The organism is Exiguobacterium sp. HSB13 (assembly GCF_056764755.1).
This window is the reverse complement of sequence record NZ_JBUZOM010000001.1, coordinates 995,942-1,013,431: the sequence shown is the minus strand read 5'-3', so window position 1 is coordinate 1,013,431 and position 17,490 is coordinate 995,942. Positions and strand designations below refer to the sequence as shown.

The following is a 17,490-nucleotide window of genomic DNA, read 5'->3' as shown; positions in this document are numbered from 1 at the left end:
TTAGATATAGGAGGGACCGATGCCAAAAGAAAACATGACCCGTTATGCGATTCTCGGACTTCTTGCCAGCGGATGTACGTCTGGTTATGAGATGAAACACACGATCGATACGAGCTTGAATCACTTTTGGAAAATCAGCTTCGGACAAGTCTATCCAACGTTGAAACGGTTAGAAGCGGAAGGGTTGATCGTTGAAGAGGTCACGGATGGGGAACGGAAACAATTCGCCCTGACGGAAAACGGGCATGCGGAGCTCGCACGGTGGGTCGCTGAACCGTCCGTCGAGCTGCCGGTGCAACGGAACGAGCTATTGTTGAAGCTGTACTTCGCTCGACATGCTTCAAAAGAAGTCACCTTGCAGAAAATTCAGGAGCACGCGCGATTACTCGAAGAACGGCTTGAGACGTATCAAGCGATCGATGCGATGATTCGTTCCTATCCGGACTCGAATGATGCCGTCTATTGGTTATTGACGCTTGATTATGGCATTCGGAAGACGCGTGCGTTACTCGACTGGTGTGACGCTTCCCTTGAGACCCTTGAAGGAGGAAATTGACATGAAACGGATCATTGCGACTCCGAACAAAGACGTCGTCGTGTTCATCATCGGTTTACGGATCAATCGCCTGCGTTCTGTCCGGCAATGGTTGCCGACGGTCCAAGCGATGGGTCCGATGCTGCAAGAGTGTTATGCAAACGATGTCGGTCTGATTTCACATGAGTCGCTCGTCGGTTGGCGTTCCGTGACGTTGATTCAGTATTGGCGTTCGACGGAAGAATTGATGGCATATGCCCATGGTTCGCGTCATTTGACGGCGTGGAAACGATTCAATCAGAAGGCACGGACATCAGAAGCGGTCGGGATCTTCCATGAGACGTTCGAAGTCAGCAATTACGAGTCGATGTATGTCAATCTTCCGACACGAGGTCTAGCGAAAGCACTCGGGGAGTCGGCGATCAAGCCGCATCAAGAACAAGCAAAAGGGCGCCTAGCCGAGCGGCAGTCACAAGAGACGATCTGAATCGACAAAAGACGGGTGCCGAGGCATCCGTCTTTTTATGTCGCGACTGGCGTGACGGGTTCGAGCATCTCCCCGCAGTTTTGGCAAATATGATCAAGCGTTTTCGTACATGGTTCGCAAAACGTACAAGCGTGCGAGCACCGATAGACCGTCGTTTCAATCGTTTCTTGGCAGCGGACACAGGTTGATTCCATAAGTATCACCTCCTGTTAATAGTATAAGAAATACTACTCGATGAACACAGGAGCAGAATAAAGTAAAAGGCTATATTTTCCTTTGATTCCATGTTAATTTGAAGAAAGTGGTTTTAGTTCGAAAGGGAGATGAAAAATGGACCAAATTGATCAACAGATTGTCCGGATTCTGCAAGACGATGCACGGATTCCGTGGTCGGAACTCGGACGACAGATCGGGTTATCGGCACCTGCCGTCATCGAACGGGTCCGAAAAATGGAGGACGCAGGAATCATCGAAGGCTTTCGTGCCGTCATCAATCCAGAAGCACTTGCGCAAGGGTTACTCGCGATCGTCATGTTCGAAGAGACACGCTGCGCAGGCTTGATTGAATTTTGTAAAGGACATCCAGAAGTCGTCGAATGCCACCGCCTGACTGGGAGCTACAACTTCATGGTCAAGTTGCAAACGGCGTCCGTTGCAACACTGGAACGTTTCCTTGATGACGCATCAGTTTACGGCAAACCGTCGACATGGATTCGACTGTCGACGCCAGTGCCGTTCGCAGGGTATACAATATGAAAAACCCCTGTTTTCGTAAATGTCGTTCCATAGGAGAAAAAAGATGAACCTCATGCTAATCGGAGGCGGTCAATTGATTGCACCGTCGCAGCAGTTCATCAATCGACATGTCGTTCAACTGACGAAACACGCGCCACATATCGTCTTCCTGCCGACGGCAAGTCGGGATGAATCGCTATACCAATACCAATTTCGAGATACATATGAAGCACTTGGCGCGACCGTCTCGGTCATTACACTGTTTGACGACGAACAATCCAAGACGACGCAACGACGATTAATAGAACGTGCCGACATTCTTTATGTCGGGGGTGGCAATTATCCGTTACTCGTTCAGACGCTTGCTGCAAAAGGTATGGATGTATTGCTCAAGCAAGCCGTCGAGCGCGGAACATGGTACGTCGGTGTCAGTGCTGGGGCGATCTATGCGATGGAATACGGCATTCGCACGATGGAAAACGGAACAGACTATTGCCTGGATACAGGGCAAGGCTGGCTGAGTGGTTGTCTCTGTCCGCACTTGAACCAGGAAAAACGGGCAATCCGTTTTCAGGAATACCTGTCTCAAATGAATCACGCCATCGGATTACCTGACAATACAGCGTATATTCAATCTGATACAGATCACTATCTATTAGGAAAAGGATACGTGCTTGGCTCTAAATGATGATGAACGCTTTGAACATCTAAAGTGTTCATCATTATTTAAAGTAATTCAAAACAGTTGACGAACAAAAATCGAGATGGTATATTTATCTCGAATTAAAGATATATGAATTAAAGATACAAAAGAGGTGAACGAAATGACACAACCGAATCCGAACTTGAAAGCATTGACGGTCATGGTGCGCGTAGTCGATGCGTTACATGAAGTCATCAAGAAAGACGTTGCGCAATGGGGATTGAACCCAACGGATTTTTCGGTTCTTGAGTTGCTGTTTCACAGGGGCAGGCAACCCATTCAATTGATCGGGAAAAAAGTCTTGATCACGAGCAGTAGCATCACCTACGTCATCGATAAGCTTGAAAAGAAGAATTACGTTGTCCGCAAAGCATGTCCAGAGGATCGGCGTGTGACATTTGCGGAACTGACCTCTGAAGGACACAAACTGATGGAAACGATTTTTCCGGAGCACGAGCAAGCGATCAATCAAGTATTTCAAGGAATAGCCCCGTCAGATCTCGAAGCATTCATCGAGACAGCCAAAACGATCGGCTATCAAGCAAAAAAACAATAAAATTTTTTTAGACTGATATCTCGAATTCGAGATAATAACCATTAAAGGAGCGATTTTTCATGAATGAATTAAAAGGAATCCACCACGTGACGGCGATTACGAGTAGTGCCGAGAAAAACTATGACTTCTTTACGAACGTCCTAGGAATGCGATTGGTCAAGAAGACCGTCAATCAGGATGACATCCAGACATATCACTTATTCTTTGCCGATGATAAAGGGTCTGCCGGCACGGATATGACGTTCTTTGATTTCCCTGGTATTCAAAAAGGATCACACGGAACGAATGAAATCTTCAAGACCGCGTTCCGTGTTCCAACGGATGCGGCACTCGAATACTGGATCAAACGCTTTGACAAATACGACGTGAAGCACCGTGGTATCAAAGAACAATTCGGCAAGAAGACGCTCTCGTTCGTCGATTTCGATGAGCAACAATACATGTTGATCTCTGACGAGCATAATCAAGGTGTCGCTTCCGGTACACCGTGGCAAAACGGTCCGGTACCCCTCGAGTTCGCGATCACGGGGCTCGGTCCAATTCACATCCGGATCGCGGAATTCGACAACTTAAAAGCGGTACTCGAACAAGCGATGTTGATGCGCGAAGTCGATCAAGCGGGTTCCCTGCACTTGTTCGAGATGGGTGAAGGCGGAAACGGTGCCCAAGTCATCGTCGAGCACAACGTCGTCCTGCCGAGCGGACGTCAAGGATTCGGAACAGTGCACCACGTCGCTTTCCGTGTTGAAGATACGGCTGCCTTACAGGAATGGATCGAGCGGATGCAACAGCTTCGCTTCAACACATCCGGTTACGTTGATCGCTTCTTCTTCGAGTCGCTCTATGCTCGTGTCGCGCGTGGTGTCTTGTTCGAATGGGCAACAGATGGTCCTGGTTTCATGGGGGATGAGCCATACGAAACGGTTGGAGAGAAATTGTCATTACCTCCGTTCCTCGAGCCACAACGCGCACAGATCGAACAAATGGTCCGTCCGATCGATACGGTCCGGAGTACTCGAAAAATCGAAAAAGAATACCTTTAAGAGAACGTTACGCTAACGTAACTAACCGCATCTAAACAAGAGGAGGAAATGAAGATGGAGAAATTAAACATTGGTATCATTTTAGGGTCCACACGTGAAGGACGCCTCAGCCCACAAGTCGGGAACTGGGTCAAACAACTCGCCGACCAACGAGGGGATGCGAACTATACGATTCTCGATATCGCCGACTACAAATTACCGCTCCTAGGTGAAAAGGACGGGGATGCGTCAGGTGCTGCTGATTGGTCGAAGGATGTCGCGGCACAAGACGGATTCGTCTTCATCGTCCAGGAATACAACCACTCCATCGCAGCGTCACTCAAGAACGCGCTCGATTATCTACGCGTCGAGTGGAACAATAAGGCAGCAGGAATTGTCTCTTACGGTTCCGTCGGTGGAGCGCGGGCAGCAGAACACTTGCGCGGCATCCTCGGTGAGTTATTGATTGCCGATGTCCGTGTGCATCCGGCGTTATCCTTGTTCACTGATTTCGAGAACGGATCGGTCTTAAAAGCGGCAGCCGTTCAAGAAACATCGGTCAACCAGATGCTTGATCAAGTCATTCCGTGGGCAACGGCGTTAAAAACGATTCGCTAATTAGTTACTATAAAAACCCCTCATTTCATCTCGAAATGAGGGGTTTTTGGATGGTTATTACGTACAACACGACGTGACGCGGCGCAAATCCTTTTCTTGAATGTAAAGCGTCTGTTGACGGACTTTATAAGGAATGTCAGCCGCTTGAAGCCGTTCGAGATAGTGACCCGTTGGAGCGACCGTCCATTTCACATATGTCGTTGCGGCATTCGGTGAGGCGAGACAGATGAGTAGCAAAAGCGGAAGGATCCATTTTCGAAGTTGCAATCGTATACCTCCTCTATTATTTCAAATACTGTATTTATGATTTTATTGTTTGAGTCAAAAACTAAAAATCACGACTTACGTCAACAAAAAATAACTGACCATCAAACCGACCAACAGACCACTAAAAGCAAGTCGATAGACGGGTGAACGATGCGTTCCTTTGTTTCGTTTGACTTGATAGACGATGAAATAAGCCACACTGGTCACCATGACGAGGATCGCCAGTGTACTGAGGATCGTAGACATCAGCATTCCTCCTTATCGTAGGATTTTAGATAACGCTTTTCCTTTCGCCAGTTCGTCGACGAGTTTGTCGAGAATCCGGATGTTACGAATGAGCGGATCCGTTAGATGTTCCACACGAATCCCGCAGATGACGCCAGTGACTAAAAAGCGACGTTCATTCAGGGCGGGTGCGTGCTCGAAAAAGGCTGCGACGGTTTGGGTTTGTATGGCTTGTTCAAGAGTGGGTTTCGTGTGTCCGGTCAACCAGAACAGCACGTCATCGAGTTCGTCTTGGGTCCGTTGCTTGCGCTCGACTTTTTGACGGTATAGCTGATACAGCTGCAACATCGGCATTTGAAATACTTTTTCGTAACTCATCTGAATCGCCTCCTTTCATGGTAACATATGGGAAAAGGTCTTGTGTCACGGATTTCAATTCGGTTTGGAGGTGCAGGATGAAATGAGACGTCGAATCATTGGAATGACTTTTTTGACGTGCCTAGTGCTATTTTTAGGCGTCGTGGGTGTAAAACTGTCGTATCAGGCATTGATTGATCCTCCGATTGATCAATCGACAGGAAACTGGGTGCATATTCCGAGCACGATCTTACCGACTAAAAAAGTCATTTACGCGAAAAAAGAGCAAATCATCAAACAACCGGATTCTTCAAAAAGTGGAAAAGAAGGATATCGGAAAGAACCCAAAAAGAAAAAACCGATTGAGCTTGGACAAGGCTTCTTGACGGATGCGATCAATCAAATCGCACGTGTGACTCCTTGGATTGTCGCTTTGGTGATCATCTTCTATCTGTATCATCGACAACGATTCAACCGCATGCAGTGGTCATTTCCATCAAGGCATCAACCAAAGCGAACCGCTCTATCGCTTCCGCTTACGCCTGAAGTCCAGTCCTCATCTAAAGACAGTATGCTGGATTCAAAAATTCGCGAAGCGATGCGTACTTTTAATCGGTCACTTGCTCCAGCGCAGCAACGACGGACGCATGAGACGCTGACGGAGTGGTTAACACGCTTAGAAGTCACAGTCCCGCATGAAATCTATCAGCTCGTTCGCTATGCCGACGTAGCAGAACAGACACTCGATCCCTCTCGACGGACTGTTTTCCTCGAACAGCTTAAGCAAAATCAGACACGGCTCGTGTAATCAGCCGTGTCTTTTTTGGTGTCCGCGATACTTGTTAAGGGCGAGCATATTTAAGAGGAACAGTGCTGCTCCATAAAGGAATAGTCCGAGCCAGTAAGGCCAGATGCTCGACCAACCGTTGCCGTAGACGAGTACCTCTTTGATCGCACTCGCTCCGTAGAAAATCGGGGTGATGTATCCGATGTTACCGAGTCCGTATGGGATCAAATCAAGCGGAATCAAGCCTGAGAAGAAAATCTGCGGAATGATCGTAAAAGGAATCAATTGGACGACTTGTAATTCAGACTGGGCGAAAATCGAAATCGTTGCGCCGAACAAGACCGCGACGACGGCAAGTCCAAGCATCGTCAGGAAGACCCAGATGATCGAACCTTCAGACGGTAAGTCAAGAACGGTTGTTGCGTACAGGACGACTAGAATCGCCTGGATGGAGGCGAAGACGCTATAACCGAGCGTATAGCCGAAGATGACGTCGGTTTGGCGAATCGGTGTCATCATTAACCGCTCGAGCGTGCCACCACTGCGTTCTTTGACGAGTGCCATTGCCGATAAGATAAAGACGAAAAAGAACGAGAATAAGGATAAAAAGACGAAACCAAGCGCGTCAAACGTCGATTGATCGACATCACCATAGAGATAGTTTGTCTCAAGTTGCATTGTCGGTTGAAGGGTCGCCAGTCCAGCTTGAATCTCGCGTAGTGCCTTTGAACTTTTCGTCGAAGGTTCGCGGAGGTTCAACGCTAGCTGGTTGTCTTTCATGTCTAAGACGACGTCGACCGTTTCATGGTCCTTGAGATAGGCGTCCGCATCACTGCCGTTATACGCTTTAATCGTTAAATCTTGTTTTTCAATCGTTTGTGAGACCGGTGCCGGTACATCTTGACTGATGGCGACGACAGGCGTGTAGTCATCGTTTCCAAGTAGGAAATAGATCAAGGTAAAGATCAATAAAGGAGCAAGTAAAATGAGTCCGACGCTTCGTTTATCGTTCAACGTTTGACGGATGACCCGTCGTGCGAGTTGCCACATCACGTCACGTCCTTTCCAGCGAGCAGGAATAGTTCCTCGACCTGACCGTTTTCAGTCTGTGCGAGCAAACGGTCGAGCGGATCGTAGGCGATGATCCGACCGTTATAGATCAATGCTGCCCGGTCACATTCATTGATTTCATCCATGACGTGGGTCGAGACGACAATCGTCGTACCTTGCGCACGAATCGCTTGGAATTGATTCCAAATCTGGCGGCGTAACACGGGATCAATCCCGACGGTCGGCTCATCCAGGAATAAGACGGTCGGACGATGCAAGATTGAGATGGCGAGGGACAATCGTTTCTTCATCCCACCGGAATAATGACGAACGAGCTTTTTTTGATCATTCGTTAAATCGACGAGTGTTAACACTTCTTCGATGCGTTTTGCTAAATCCTGACGGGACATGTTGTATAAGGAACCGAAAAATTGCAGGTTCGCAAGCCCCGATAAATCCTCATACAAAGCATCGTTTTGTGGCATGAAACCAATCTGCGATAACATCTTGAAGCTTGGCATCGAAGTGTCACCAATCTGAATCGAACCTGCGTCTGCCTGGATCGCACCAATCATCAAACGAATCAGTGTCGTCTTACCAGAACCTGACGGACCGAGCAAGCCACAAATCTCACCGGACGGAATCAAAAGATCAATCTGTTGGAGGACGTTCTGTTGATGAAACGATTTTGATACACCGTTCAGTCGTAAATCCATCGTATTCTCCCTCCTTTTTATAAAATAATTATTGAACAACGTGTTGATTAATTTCATTATAAAAGGGAGAGAAACTGGGAGCAATGACCAATTGACGTCCATCTGTCGCTTAAGCGACACATCCTTCTAAAATGTTGAAGAAAGAGGCGATTTCAATGAAAAAACAGGATTTACGCGTTATCCGGACCGACCGGAGGATTCGTGAGACGTTCCTTCAGCTGATCGACGAAGTTGGTTTTGATGCTGTGACGATCAAGTTGTTGACGGATCGGGCGGAAGTCAACCGCGGGACGTTCTACCATCATTACGCGGATAAATACGAACTGCTCGAGCGGATGACGAATGAGATTTTTGAAAAGATTGAAGCGACGTTTGAACGCGAGATTCCCTTTGTCCTGATCAACCAAAAGGAGGACTCACCGTACCGACGAATTATTCCGTTTCTGACGTTTCTTTATGAACACCGGACGCTGATGCGGATCCTACTCAGTCCGACGAGTGACGGGATGTTTCGGAACCGGGTCCGTGATTACATGCAACAGATTCTGTTCTCGGGACTACCGGAACAAGGAGAACGGCTCGTTCCAGAAAATTATCTCATTGCCTATCTCTCGGCCGCTCATCTCGGTGTCATCGAATCCTGGTTGCGCCATCCAAACGAGACATCACCGGAAGAGATTGCCCGGATCATCTTTACGATTTCGATGGAAGGTCCGTTTCGAGCAGCGGGGTTCCGACGATGAGTATTGAGCAAGTGTTAGAAAAAGTCGTCGCGTGTTTGCAGCATGAACAGATTCAGTTTGCGATCGGTGGTTCATTATTGTTACACCATCATGGACTGCCTGTCACTCCGCGCGACATCGATCTCGTCGTCGCGTTAGCGGACGCCGAACGGGCAGTCCTATTGTTATCTGAGATGGGAACTGTCGTTGAACAAGACGAGACGTCACTTTACGCGACGGAAGTATTCCAAGAATTTATGATCGAAGGAATCGATCTCGATCTGATGAGCGGACTTCAGGTTCGCCATGACGAGGGCGTGTTCGTCTATCCGTTTGATGAACAATCGATCGATTCAGCTGGACGTCCGTTCATGGCACTCGTCGATTGGTACGTCATCTATCAACTGATTCCGGGACGGGAACAAAAGGTCACGATGATTGAAGACGTATTTACAAAACAGGAAGTGGACCGTAAGCGTCTCGAACAGCTGAGAAGCCTCGTTCTTCCGCAAGTCGTAAGAAATCGGATAGATCAATGGCTAAATTGACCTATAAGTCGCGTAATAAGACGACTTCGTTCGTTGCTGATAAGTAAGCGTGGTTCGAGTCAAGCAAACCACAAAGAACGTAGTGACATTTTGAGACATCGAACACATAACGCGGTATGAGCAAAAGGTACGGACGTAATGCATTGAAGATGACATCTTGCTGCTCATCCTCGAGCTCCGGTGGAGCAACGGATGCGAGCGCGGTATGGAGTTCCTGATCGTCGGTCAAGCTAATCCAGTCAAGTGTCTTTTCGTCAAGGAGAATCGTGACGCGTCGCTGCTGATCAACATAGGACGTCGGATGCGCGCGTGACAACGTGACAGCAAGGTAAGGGTGTTGCCGGTAAATGTACCGAATCATCCATTGTCCGGAATCGGCAGGGTACTCGTTTTGAATGATGTCTTTGATTACGGTATGACAAGCGTTCACAGTCTCCTGCGAAATCGGGTGAAAATCAGGATGTTCGGTCTGCGTGATCACGTCATTCGCCGTCACGATTTCTCCAGAGTGATCCGGATACCGTTCATACTTCTTAGACGGTAAACCTGTCCAAGATAACACATCATTCACTTCGATAGAGGAAGTGAAATCTAGTTTACTTGGAACAAGGATAGATCTTTCTTGCGTAATGAACGTTTCGGAGACGGTGTGCGCGTACTGATGTCCTGTTTTAGGGTAGGAAAACCATTTTATTTGTTGTTTGGTTAGCAAGTCGATGTCCTCGAGCGTAAAAGCGAAAGCTTCCTGGTTCACATGATGATCAAGCGGATGAGGACCGTATAGGAACAACTCATCGAGTTGACCATTTTCCGTTAATGTCAGATGAATGAAGCAACCGGGAGTCAGCCGAATCCCTTCGTAACAACTCACATAACTGAAAAACGTTTCGTCGTCTTCTTCGAGCATGAAATGCATGTCATGGATCATGCCAGTCTCTGACTCGAGCCAAGCGATCCGAGTGGTTGGATCACGTAAATCGTCAGGCACGGAATGAAGAGAGGTCGGACCATGTAAGGATAACGTCGTCGTTCGTTTCGTGACAGGGTCAATCGAAATCTGCACGGCTCCTTTAGGAAGCATCGTGCTATTCTCTTCCTCGATGACCGATGCACCTCGCGGAATCCAAAACGTCTCAAACGAGTAGACGGTTTGATCGTTCATTTTGTCTCGAGCGTAAGATGAATCATAGAGAATGTAATCATTTAACTGATACTTCTCGATAATGAATTCGACTAATTGGTTAGTTAAGATATGCACTACGTTCACACCTTTCGATAACGATTAGCTGATTTGTAATAACGATTGGTTAAAAATAGGTGTACAAAATTAGCTGATTGTTTAAGGAAAAGAGAAGAATTTTGATGGTTACGTTCTCTTTCTCATACGTTCAGTGTAACGTGAAGTATTGGAAAAAGAATGTGAATTGAAATTTATTACATAATTGTAAGGCAGCGAACGCGGTTTAATGTATTATTCTAGAAGAGTAACTAGAAGTAGTATTAAGCTGTAGGAGGAAACAAAAGTGTCAGATTTTAGTTTAGCAATGAATTTTTTATTTGGAAGTGTCCATCTCATCCTCATGGCGATGGCGGTTCCATCGATCATCTACGCGCTTTATCTATTACGAAAAATCGCTAATAAATGATTTTCAGGGATTTATTGGTAAAAAAAGAAGATAGTTATTGTACCTACGAATCATTTAAAGGAGGCGATAACATGTCATTTTGGACATGGTTTGCAATCTTATTTGTGTTAGCGGTCAGTGTCTACGCATCTTCTCAACCAAAACGTTCGAAGAAATAACAAAGGCGCGACTTCCATTGTGGAAGCGCGCCTTTTTGTTTGTTCAGTATTGCGTATCGAGCCAAGCGATCGCGTCCGTCAAGTCGTCGGCAATATAGTCGACGTTTGCTTGTTTCACCCGGTCAGCGTAATCACGAATGGAACTCTCTCCGGCACCGGTTCGGACTAAGATTTTGATACACCCGGCGTGCGCAGCTGCCACCATATCGCTCCAGCGGTCCCCGATGACGACACATTGATCGAGTCGGAGATCGTGTTTTGCTTGTGCTTGCCTTAATAATTCAGATGATGGTTTGCGACAAGTGCAGTGATCTTCCGCTGCATGCGGACAAATCAGCGTATCATCAAAGCCCAAGCTCAGTAATTCTGTTCGAAAATCCTCTTCACGGGCCAATCCTTTTGAGATACCAGGTTGATTCGTGAACGCAATCAGTAAAATCCCTTGATTACGTAAGCGTTCGATTAACGAAGAAACGTATGGAAATAACGCAAACGTTCCAGGGTAGTGGACGGTGGCATCTCCACCAATCGTTCCGTCTCGATCAAGAAATATTGCCTGAATAGAATTCATGTGTACAACTCCTTTGATTACGAAGCATCTTTCAGTTCTTGGTACGGTTGAACACGTGCGGCCAGTTGTGCTGGGATGAACGCCGCAATGACACCGAACAGAATCGGTAAGGCGAGCGATACGCCAATCAATAACGGCTCATTCCACGGTACGAGATCGTACAAGACATAAATCGTCGTGTAGGCGACAATCAGTCCAAGGACTCCGGAGATGAGACCGACCAGGAAGCCTTCGAGGACGATCAATTGACGGACCGCGCCGTTCGTCCAGCCGAGTGCTTTTAAGACGGCGAGTGAGGCGCGGCGATCGGTGACGTTTTGCCACATAATCTCTCCTGTCGTCAAAATGGCAATCGTGATCGCAACGCCCATCGTCACGTAATGCATCGGACCGACTTGCAGAGCAACGAATTGACCGAGCCATGATGTGTAAAGAACACCTTGTAAATGGAACGTCACGAATAAGAAGAATGTCAAGAGAGCTGTTGGTAAAGCGATTGAGAGAACGGACAAACTATTACGCTTCCATTTCCCAATCAGTTCCTTTAGTGCAAGTGTCATCGTCGAACAAAGCTTCAGTCCGACGCGAGCAGCTTTCGCGTATTCGCCGGTCTTGATCGCTTCGTACGGTGAGATGCGGCGAATCGTCCAAGCTGACCAGGTCGCACCAGCGAGGTAGATGACGAGACTGAACAGCGCGATCCAAAGAAGGCTCCAGCCGTTCATTGCTTCATTACGGACATATGAGAAGATTCCTTCAACAATCAAGGCGACCGTCGAGACGAATCCAGCGAGAATCGCCGCCTCGATCAAGACGATTTTATACAGATCCTTCGTCCGCCAGCCGAGAGCGAGTAAAACAGCGAATTCTTTCCGACGCGCTAACATCGAGACATAGCTTGTCGCGAGGACATAGACGATGGCGACAGCGAGCATCGCGAAGATGACGCCTGAGAAACCGACGCTCGTCTCGCGGAAGATTGTCATCGCGGCACCGATGTGGATCCATGGTTGTTCGATCCAACCGAGCGTCTTGCCGTCATTGACGACCTTCGTGACGACGGGTTGTGGGGAAGAACCTTTGGTGATCGTGGCAATCAATCCAGTTCCTTGTTCAATTTGTTGTTTCACATCTTGTAGCAGTTGTTCTGACTCTTCACTGACAGTATTTGCACCTTTCACTTTCAGACGAATCGAAGAAATAGCTTGTTCGCCATTGACTGCTCGTGCGCTGTCAATCGTCGTTAGGATGTTTGGAGAACTCGTCAACAATCCGACGGGATTACCAGATGTGTCAATCGACTTCGCTGGATTGACGGGTTCGCCCTTCGCATCTAAAACAAGATCGGCAGAAGAGGGACGATAAGTTTCCATCGGTAACTCGTTCAGCGGGTCTTTTGAGACCCTGATGTTATTCGGATCATACAAGCCGACGACTTTAAATGCTAGATAAGGAAACGCAACGTCCACCTCACCTGGTTTTGGTTTTTCTACCTTTCGTCCGACTGACTCAAGGGAACGGAATCCTTTCTTAGGAAAGAACTGTACACCTTCTGACCAATTTTTGATTTTAGTTGATGAAGCAGTTACTTCAAAAGCAGTCTTCCAGCGACTAGGATAGGGACTATTTGCTGGCTTAAATGAGAGTGGTCCAGATTTATAAAGTAGCTGAGATCCCTCGGCACTATTCATATCAGTGTATGTGGAATTTGTCTGTTCTATCAGTGTTTGTAAATAGGCCTCTTCCACTTTAGATGCTGGAATTTCAAGATGCTGTATTTTCTTTGCAGGATAAGTAGATAAAACTGAGTGAAGAACTGAACGTTGCGGCTGCTTTTTTACTAATCCATCAATCAATTTTTGTTGATCCTGTTCTGATTTAAAGGGAGCATCTAATTTTTCAATTGTGTATTCATAACTTCCTTTGTTAAAGGAATTTGGATTTATTAAGACGGGAATAATATGCTCGTCAGGATTATTACCAGATTGGTGTTGATCCGTATTTTTGAAATATCGCGATTTATTATTTGATCGAACACTTTTGTCTAATCCGACAAGCCGAGCTTCCTCAACAGGATCGATTCCGACAATCAGTATGGGATTACGTGCAATTGCATTTTTAAAAGATTCGATGGGTTCATTGAAAAAAGAAGCATTCTTGGGAACAATCACTTTCGTACCTTGAGAGATATGGATGACGGTATGCGATTGACGTTCTCTCGTAAAACCATCTTCGATAAAGTTCGTTTCTGTTAAACGATAAATACCGGGTTCACTTGGAAACTTCAATGCATTTTTAAATGAAGTAGAAGAGTTAACATACCCCATTACAGCAACCGGAGCTGCAATATCAATCGCATTCATTTTTTTGATTTGTTGGTATTGTTCAAAAGAAATTCCACCATTGATACCATTTAAATAGTTCGGTTCGAGTAAGTCGTTCGACTCACTCGCAAGCTGACTGCCTTTCGGTCGTACGACGATATCGTACGCAGACGACCATTTCTTTTGTAACGTCTGTTCGACCGTTCCTTGACTGGAGTCGGTAAGATTGAACATCAGACTGAGCCCGGCACTGATGATGAGGGCACCGACGAGCGTCAGGATGAATTTCCCGCGCTGCCTGCGCCATTGATTTAAGACAAATCGCAACATCGTCATTCCTCCTTTTATGGGGTAAAGGCTACAAAAAATGGATGAGACTGTTCATCTAAGATATGTAAGATTCGTTCGCTGAAGTTCGACCACGTCACACGTCGTAACACTTCTTCGAGCGGGAAAAAACCGACTGCTAAACTTTCGCTGCTCGTCTGCGGTTGACCACCAATCGCTTTTGCAAGCCAACAAGTCGCACAGACATTCGCCTCGAGGTTTTGATAGATGCCACAAAACTTCACGATTTCAATCTCAATTCCAGACTCTTCTTTGACTTCGCGAATTATACCGTCAGCTGCACTTTCCCCAGGCTCGACGATGCCACCCGGAAACTCCCAGCCGCGATCCGGTCCTTGGATCAAAAGAATTTCGTTTTGGTCATTCAAAACGACCGCTCCTGCCGATAACGAATAAATCGATGTTGGTAACATAGACTTCCTCCTGTGAAGAGAGGGACAACGTCTGTTGCCCCTCCGCCAAATATTAAGATGCATCTTTCAGTTCTTGATACGGTTGAACACGAGCGGCCAGTTGTGCTGGGATGAACGCCGCGATAACACCGAACAGAATCGGTAAAGCGAGCGATACGCCAATCAACAACGGTTCATTCCATGGAACAAGGTCATACAAGACATAAATCGTCGTGTAGGCGACAATCAGTCCAATGACTCCGGAAATGAGACCGACCAGGAAGCCTTCAAGGACGATCAATTGTCGGATCGCGCCGTTCGTCCAGCCGAGTGCTTTTAAGACAGCGAGTGACGCACGGCGATCGGTGACGTTTTGCCACATGATCTCTCCCGTCGTTAAAATGGCGATTGTGATCGCAACACCCATCGTCACGTAATGCATCGGACCGACTTGCAGGGCGACGAATTGTCCGAGCCACGACGTGTAAAGGACACCCTGTAAATGGAACGTCACGAACAGGAAGAAGGTCAAGAGAGCTGTCGGTAAAGCAATCGAGAGGACGGATAGGCTATTGCGCTTCCATTTCCCGATCAGTTCCTTTAGTGCGAGTGTCACAGTCGAACGAAGCTTCAGTCCGACACGAGCGGCTTTCGCGTATTCACCGGTCTTAATCGCTTCGTACGGTGAGATGCGACGAATCGTCCACGCTGACCACGTCGCGCCAGCCAGGTAAATGACGAGACTGAACAGCGCAATCCAAAGAAGACTCCAGCCGTTCATCGTTTCATTACGGACATACGAGAAGATCCCTTCGACGATCAAGGCGATTGTTGAGACGAATCCGGCGAGGATCGCTGCCTCGATCAAGACGATTTTATAGAGATCCTTCGTCCGCCAGCCGAGTGCGAGTAAAACAGCGAACTCTTTTCTGCGCGCGAGCATTGAGACATAACTCGTCGCGAGGACATAGACGATCGCGACGGCGAGCATCGCGAAGATGACACCGGAGAACCCGACGCTCGTCTCGCGGAAAATCGTCATCGCAGCACCGATATGAACCCATGGTTGTTCGATCCAACCGAGTGTTTTGCCTTGTTCGACGACTTTCGTGACGACCGGTTGTGGGGAAGAACCCTTAGTGATCGTAGCGATGAGCCCGGTTTCTCGCTCGATTTGTTGCTTCACGTCTTGGAGTAATTGTTCTGACTCTTCACTGACGGTCGAAGCCCCTTTGATTTTTAGACGAATCGATGAGATCGATTTTTCACCATATGTCTCTTTTGCAACATCAAGTGTTGTTAGAATATGTGGTGAGTTTGTAAGTAGTCCAACCGGGTTTCCAGACGATTGAATTTTTCGAGCCGGATTAATCGGTTGTTGTTTTTCGTCAAGAACTAAATCAGCCGTTGATGGTCTGTACGTCTCCATCGGTAACTGGTTTAGCGGATCTTTTGAGACCTGAATGTTATCAGCATCATATTGTCCGATGATGTTCATCGAAAAATAAGGTACGACGTAAGGGAGCATTCCCGGATCTTTCGAGTTAAATTTTTTGCCCGTCGATTGAATCGAGCGATAACCGAATGCAGGGACATTAGTCTCAGAAAAACTCCAATTTTTTAATTTTGTTGGAGCTGTTTCAACGGCATACGCATTCGACCAACGTGTAGGAAAGGGACTTTTAGTAGTCTTGTATTGTAGTGGACTTGTTTTAAAAAATAAACCCGTCACAGTGGAGCCAGAAGCGTCACGATTCATGAATCGTGTCGTTTTTCCATTCAATGAATTTAGAAAAATACGTTGCATGTCCATGACGGAGACTGTTTCCGTCTGTAGAACTTTTGCCGGGTAGTCATTTAAAGATGAATTAAACGACGTTTTGTGAAGGTCTTCTTTTGCAAGACGATTGACAAACGATTGTTGTTCGTTGTCAGTCGAGAAGGGTACCTTTAATTTTTCGACTTTAAATGAAAAATTACCACGACTCACGGCATCAGGATCGATGATGACTGGAATATTATGGAATGAGCCATCACCTCCTCCTTTACGATATTGATCCGTCTCTTCAAAATAGCGTGAATTTTTATCTTTAATAATACTCTTATCCAGTCCGACAAGTTTAGCTTCTGCAACTGGATCGATTGCAACGAGCAATGTCAGGTGATTCATCGTAAAATCTGAAAACTCTTTTATCGGTCTGGTAGAGAATGTATTCTTCTCTGGAGCAGGAATTTTTAATCCTTGGGCAATATGATAGGACTGGTTATAAAGACGCTCTTTTTTAATACCCGAGTCATCGTATTCTTGCGTCGTTACACGATATACGCCGTTTTCTTTTGGGAATTTTAAGACTTGCGGAACGTTAACATTGATGCTTGCATAGCCCATCACGGCGACGGGTGCCGCAATTGCAATGTCGTTCATTTTCTTGATGGTTTCGTATTGTTTGAAGGAAATACCACCACTAATGCCATTCAAATAGTTCGGTTCCAGTAAATCACTCGACTCACTTGCAAGCTGACTGCCTTTCGGTCGGACGACGATATCATACGCAGACGACCATTTCTTTTGTAATGTCTGTTCGACCGTTCCTTGACTCGAATCGGTCAAGTTAAACATCAAACTGAGTCCGGCGCTGATGATGAGGGCGCCGACGAGCGTCAGGATGAATTTCCCACGCTGTCGGCGCCATTGATTGATGACGAAACGAAGCATATGTAGT

Annotated in this window: 22 protein-coding genes; 11 read left to right on the top strand and 11 right to left on the bottom strand. The window is 46.8% G+C overall.

The window, feature by feature from the left end; genetic code table 11:
• Nucleotides 1-19 precede the first annotated feature (19 nt).
• Entirely contained in the window at nucleotides 20-556 is a 537-nt protein-coding gene (locus ACZGCQ_RS05535) for a PadR family transcriptional regulator (protein ID WP_058264957.1), read from the top strand.
• A gap of 1 nt (nucleotide 557) precedes the next feature.
• On the top strand, nucleotides 558-1,022 hold the full coding sequence (locus tag ACZGCQ_RS05530) for a DUF4188 domain-containing protein (RefSeq protein WP_047394648.1): 465 nt from the start codon (nucleotides 558-560) through the stop codon (nucleotides 1,020-1,022).
• Between the two features lie 35 nt (nucleotides 1,023-1,057).
• Here the strand turns inward: ACZGCQ_RS05530 and ACZGCQ_RS05525 are convergent, their stop codons facing one another.
• Nucleotides 1,058-1,216 carry a DUF1272 domain-containing protein gene (locus ACZGCQ_RS05525; protein ID WP_074668424.1) on the bottom strand — a complete coding sequence of 53 codons (159 nt, stop codon included), beginning with the start codon at nucleotides 1,214-1,216 and terminating at the stop codon, nucleotides 1,058-1,060.
• Nucleotides 1,217-1,352: 136 nt separating this feature from the next.
• On the opposite strand from ACZGCQ_RS05525, the gene ACZGCQ_RS05520 reads away from it, so the two are divergent.
• The 5 genes from ACZGCQ_RS05520 (at nucleotide 1,353) to ACZGCQ_RS05500 (ending at nucleotide 4,656) form a co-directional block, all read left to right on the top strand.
• Nucleotides 1,353-1,778, top strand: a complete 426-nt coding sequence (locus ACZGCQ_RS05520) for an Lrp/AsnC family transcriptional regulator (protein ID WP_058264958.1) — start codon at nucleotides 1,353-1,355, stop codon at nucleotides 1,776-1,778.
• 43 nt (nucleotides 1,779-1,821) lie between these two features.
• On the top strand, nucleotides 1,822-2,445 hold the full coding sequence (locus ACZGCQ_RS05515; RefSeq protein ID WP_058264959.1) for a Type 1 glutamine amidotransferase-like domain-containing protein: 624 nt from the start codon (nucleotides 1,822-1,824) through the stop codon (nucleotides 2,443-2,445).
• Nucleotides 2,446-2,581: 136 nt separating this feature from the next.
• On the top strand, nucleotides 2,582-3,016 hold the full coding sequence (locus tag ACZGCQ_RS05510) for a MarR family winged helix-turn-helix transcriptional regulator (RefSeq protein WP_481265754.1): 435 nt from the start codon (nucleotides 2,582-2,584) through the stop codon (nucleotides 3,014-3,016).
• 59 nt (nucleotides 3,017-3,075) lie between these two features.
• Nucleotides 3,076-4,059 carry a ring-cleaving dioxygenase gene (locus tag ACZGCQ_RS05505; protein ID WP_029341802.1) on the top strand — a complete coding sequence of 328 codons (984 nt, stop codon included), beginning with the start codon at nucleotides 3,076-3,078 and terminating at the stop codon, nucleotides 4,057-4,059.
• A gap of 54 nt (nucleotides 4,060-4,113) precedes the next feature.
• A complete protein-coding gene (locus ACZGCQ_RS05500; RefSeq protein WP_023468418.1) occupies nucleotides 4,114-4,656 on the top strand; it encodes an NADPH-dependent FMN reductase in 543 nt (180 codons plus the stop codon).
• Between the two features lie 57 nt (nucleotides 4,657-4,713).
• Here the strand turns inward: ACZGCQ_RS05500 and ACZGCQ_RS05495 are convergent, their stop codons facing one another.
• The 3 genes from ACZGCQ_RS05495 to ACZGCQ_RS05485 all read right to left on the bottom strand — a co-directional run bounded on the left by ACZGCQ_RS05495 (nucleotide 4,714) and on the right by ACZGCQ_RS05485 (nucleotide 5,526).
• Nucleotides 4,714-4,923 (bottom strand): hypothetical protein, encoded by a 210-nt coding sequence (locus ACZGCQ_RS05495; protein WP_481265753.1) that lies wholly within the window; start codon nucleotides 4,921-4,923, stop codon nucleotides 4,714-4,716.
• 75 nt (nucleotides 4,924-4,998) lie between these two features.
• Entirely contained in the window at nucleotides 4,999-5,169 is a 171-nt protein-coding gene (locus tag ACZGCQ_RS05490; protein WP_481265752.1) for a hypothetical protein, read from the bottom strand.
• 12 nt (nucleotides 5,170-5,181) lie between these two features.
• A complete protein-coding gene (locus ACZGCQ_RS05485) occupies nucleotides 5,182-5,526 on the bottom strand; it encodes a DUF2200 domain-containing protein (protein WP_481265751.1) in 345 nt (114 codons plus the stop codon).
• Nucleotides 5,527-5,608: 82 nt separating this feature from the next.
• Between ACZGCQ_RS05485 and ACZGCQ_RS05480 the strand changes: the two genes are divergently transcribed.
• Nucleotides 5,609-6,313, top strand: a complete 705-nt coding sequence (locus tag ACZGCQ_RS05480) for a hypothetical protein (protein WP_481265750.1) — start codon at nucleotides 5,609-5,611, stop codon at nucleotides 6,311-6,313.
• Here the strand turns inward: ACZGCQ_RS05480 and ACZGCQ_RS05475 are convergent, their stop codons facing one another.
• Both ACZGCQ_RS05475 and ACZGCQ_RS05470 read right to left on the bottom strand, forming a co-directional pair.
• Nucleotides 6,314-7,342, bottom strand: coding sequence for an ABC transporter permease (locus ACZGCQ_RS05475; RefSeq protein ID WP_481265749.1), 1,029 nt, complete (start codon nucleotides 7,340-7,342; stop codon nucleotides 6,314-6,316).
• Nucleotides 7,342-8,058: an ABC transporter ATP-binding protein gene (locus ACZGCQ_RS05470; protein ID WP_223040365.1), complete on the bottom strand. Its 717-nt coding sequence runs from the start codon at nucleotides 8,056-8,058 to the stop codon at nucleotides 7,342-7,344. The genes ACZGCQ_RS05475 and ACZGCQ_RS05470 overlap by 1 nt, the downstream gene beginning before the upstream one ends.
• Before the next feature lie 155 nt (nucleotides 8,059-8,213).
• On the opposite strand from ACZGCQ_RS05470, the gene ACZGCQ_RS05465 reads away from it, so the two are divergent.
• Both ACZGCQ_RS05465 and ACZGCQ_RS05460 read left to right on the top strand, forming a co-directional pair.
• The gene (locus ACZGCQ_RS05465) at nucleotides 8,214-8,801 is read left to right on the top strand and encodes a TetR/AcrR family transcriptional regulator (protein ID WP_195864979.1); all 588 of its coding nucleotides are present in this window, start codon (nucleotides 8,214-8,216) and stop codon (nucleotides 8,799-8,801) included.
• Nucleotides 8,798-9,328 (top strand): nucleotidyltransferase family protein, encoded by a 531-nt coding sequence (locus tag ACZGCQ_RS05460; protein WP_481265748.1) that lies wholly within the window; start codon nucleotides 8,798-8,800, stop codon nucleotides 9,326-9,328. The genes ACZGCQ_RS05465 and ACZGCQ_RS05460 overlap by 4 nt, the downstream gene beginning before the upstream one ends.
• Nucleotide 9,329: 1 nt before the next feature.
• Here ACZGCQ_RS05460 and ACZGCQ_RS05455 read toward each other — a convergent pair whose 3' ends face one another.
• Entirely contained in the window at nucleotides 9,330-10,586 is a 1,257-nt protein-coding gene (locus ACZGCQ_RS05455; protein WP_481265747.1) for a hypothetical protein, read from the bottom strand.
• Between the two features lie 265 nt (nucleotides 10,587-10,851).
• Here ACZGCQ_RS05455 and ACZGCQ_RS05450 point away from each other — a divergent pair, with 265 nt between their 5' ends.
• The gene (locus ACZGCQ_RS05450) at nucleotides 10,852-10,974 is read left to right on the top strand and encodes a hypothetical protein (protein WP_481265746.1); all 123 of its coding nucleotides are present in this window, start codon (nucleotides 10,852-10,854) and stop codon (nucleotides 10,972-10,974) included.
• A 201-nt stretch (nucleotides 10,975-11,175) separates the two neighbouring features.
• Here the strand turns inward: ACZGCQ_RS05450 and ACZGCQ_RS05445 are convergent, their stop codons facing one another.
• Genes ACZGCQ_RS05445 through ACZGCQ_RS05430 form a run of 4 tightly spaced genes read right to left on the bottom strand, consistent with a single transcriptional unit; the run spans nucleotide 11,176 to nucleotide 17,483 of the window.
• Nucleotides 11,176-11,703, bottom strand: coding sequence for an HAD-IIIA family hydrolase (locus ACZGCQ_RS05445; protein WP_481265745.1), 528 nt, complete (start codon nucleotides 11,701-11,703; stop codon nucleotides 11,176-11,178).
• Nucleotides 11,704-11,720: 17 nt separating this feature from the next.
• Nucleotides 11,721-14,357: an ABC transporter permease gene (locus ACZGCQ_RS05440; protein ID WP_481265744.1), complete on the bottom strand. Its 2,637-nt coding sequence runs from the start codon at nucleotides 14,355-14,357 to the stop codon at nucleotides 11,721-11,723.
• Nucleotides 14,358-14,371: 14 nt separating this feature from the next.
• Nucleotides 14,372-14,788: an NUDIX hydrolase gene (locus ACZGCQ_RS05435; RefSeq protein WP_055968256.1), complete on the bottom strand. Its 417-nt coding sequence runs from the start codon at nucleotides 14,786-14,788 to the stop codon at nucleotides 14,372-14,374.
• A 52-nt stretch (nucleotides 14,789-14,840) separates the two neighbouring features.
• Nucleotides 14,841-17,483 carry an ABC transporter permease gene (locus ACZGCQ_RS05430; RefSeq protein WP_481265743.1) on the bottom strand — a complete coding sequence of 881 codons (2,643 nt, stop codon included), beginning with the start codon at nucleotides 17,481-17,483 and terminating at the stop codon, nucleotides 14,841-14,843.
• Nucleotides 17,484-17,490: the final 7 nt, after the last annotated feature.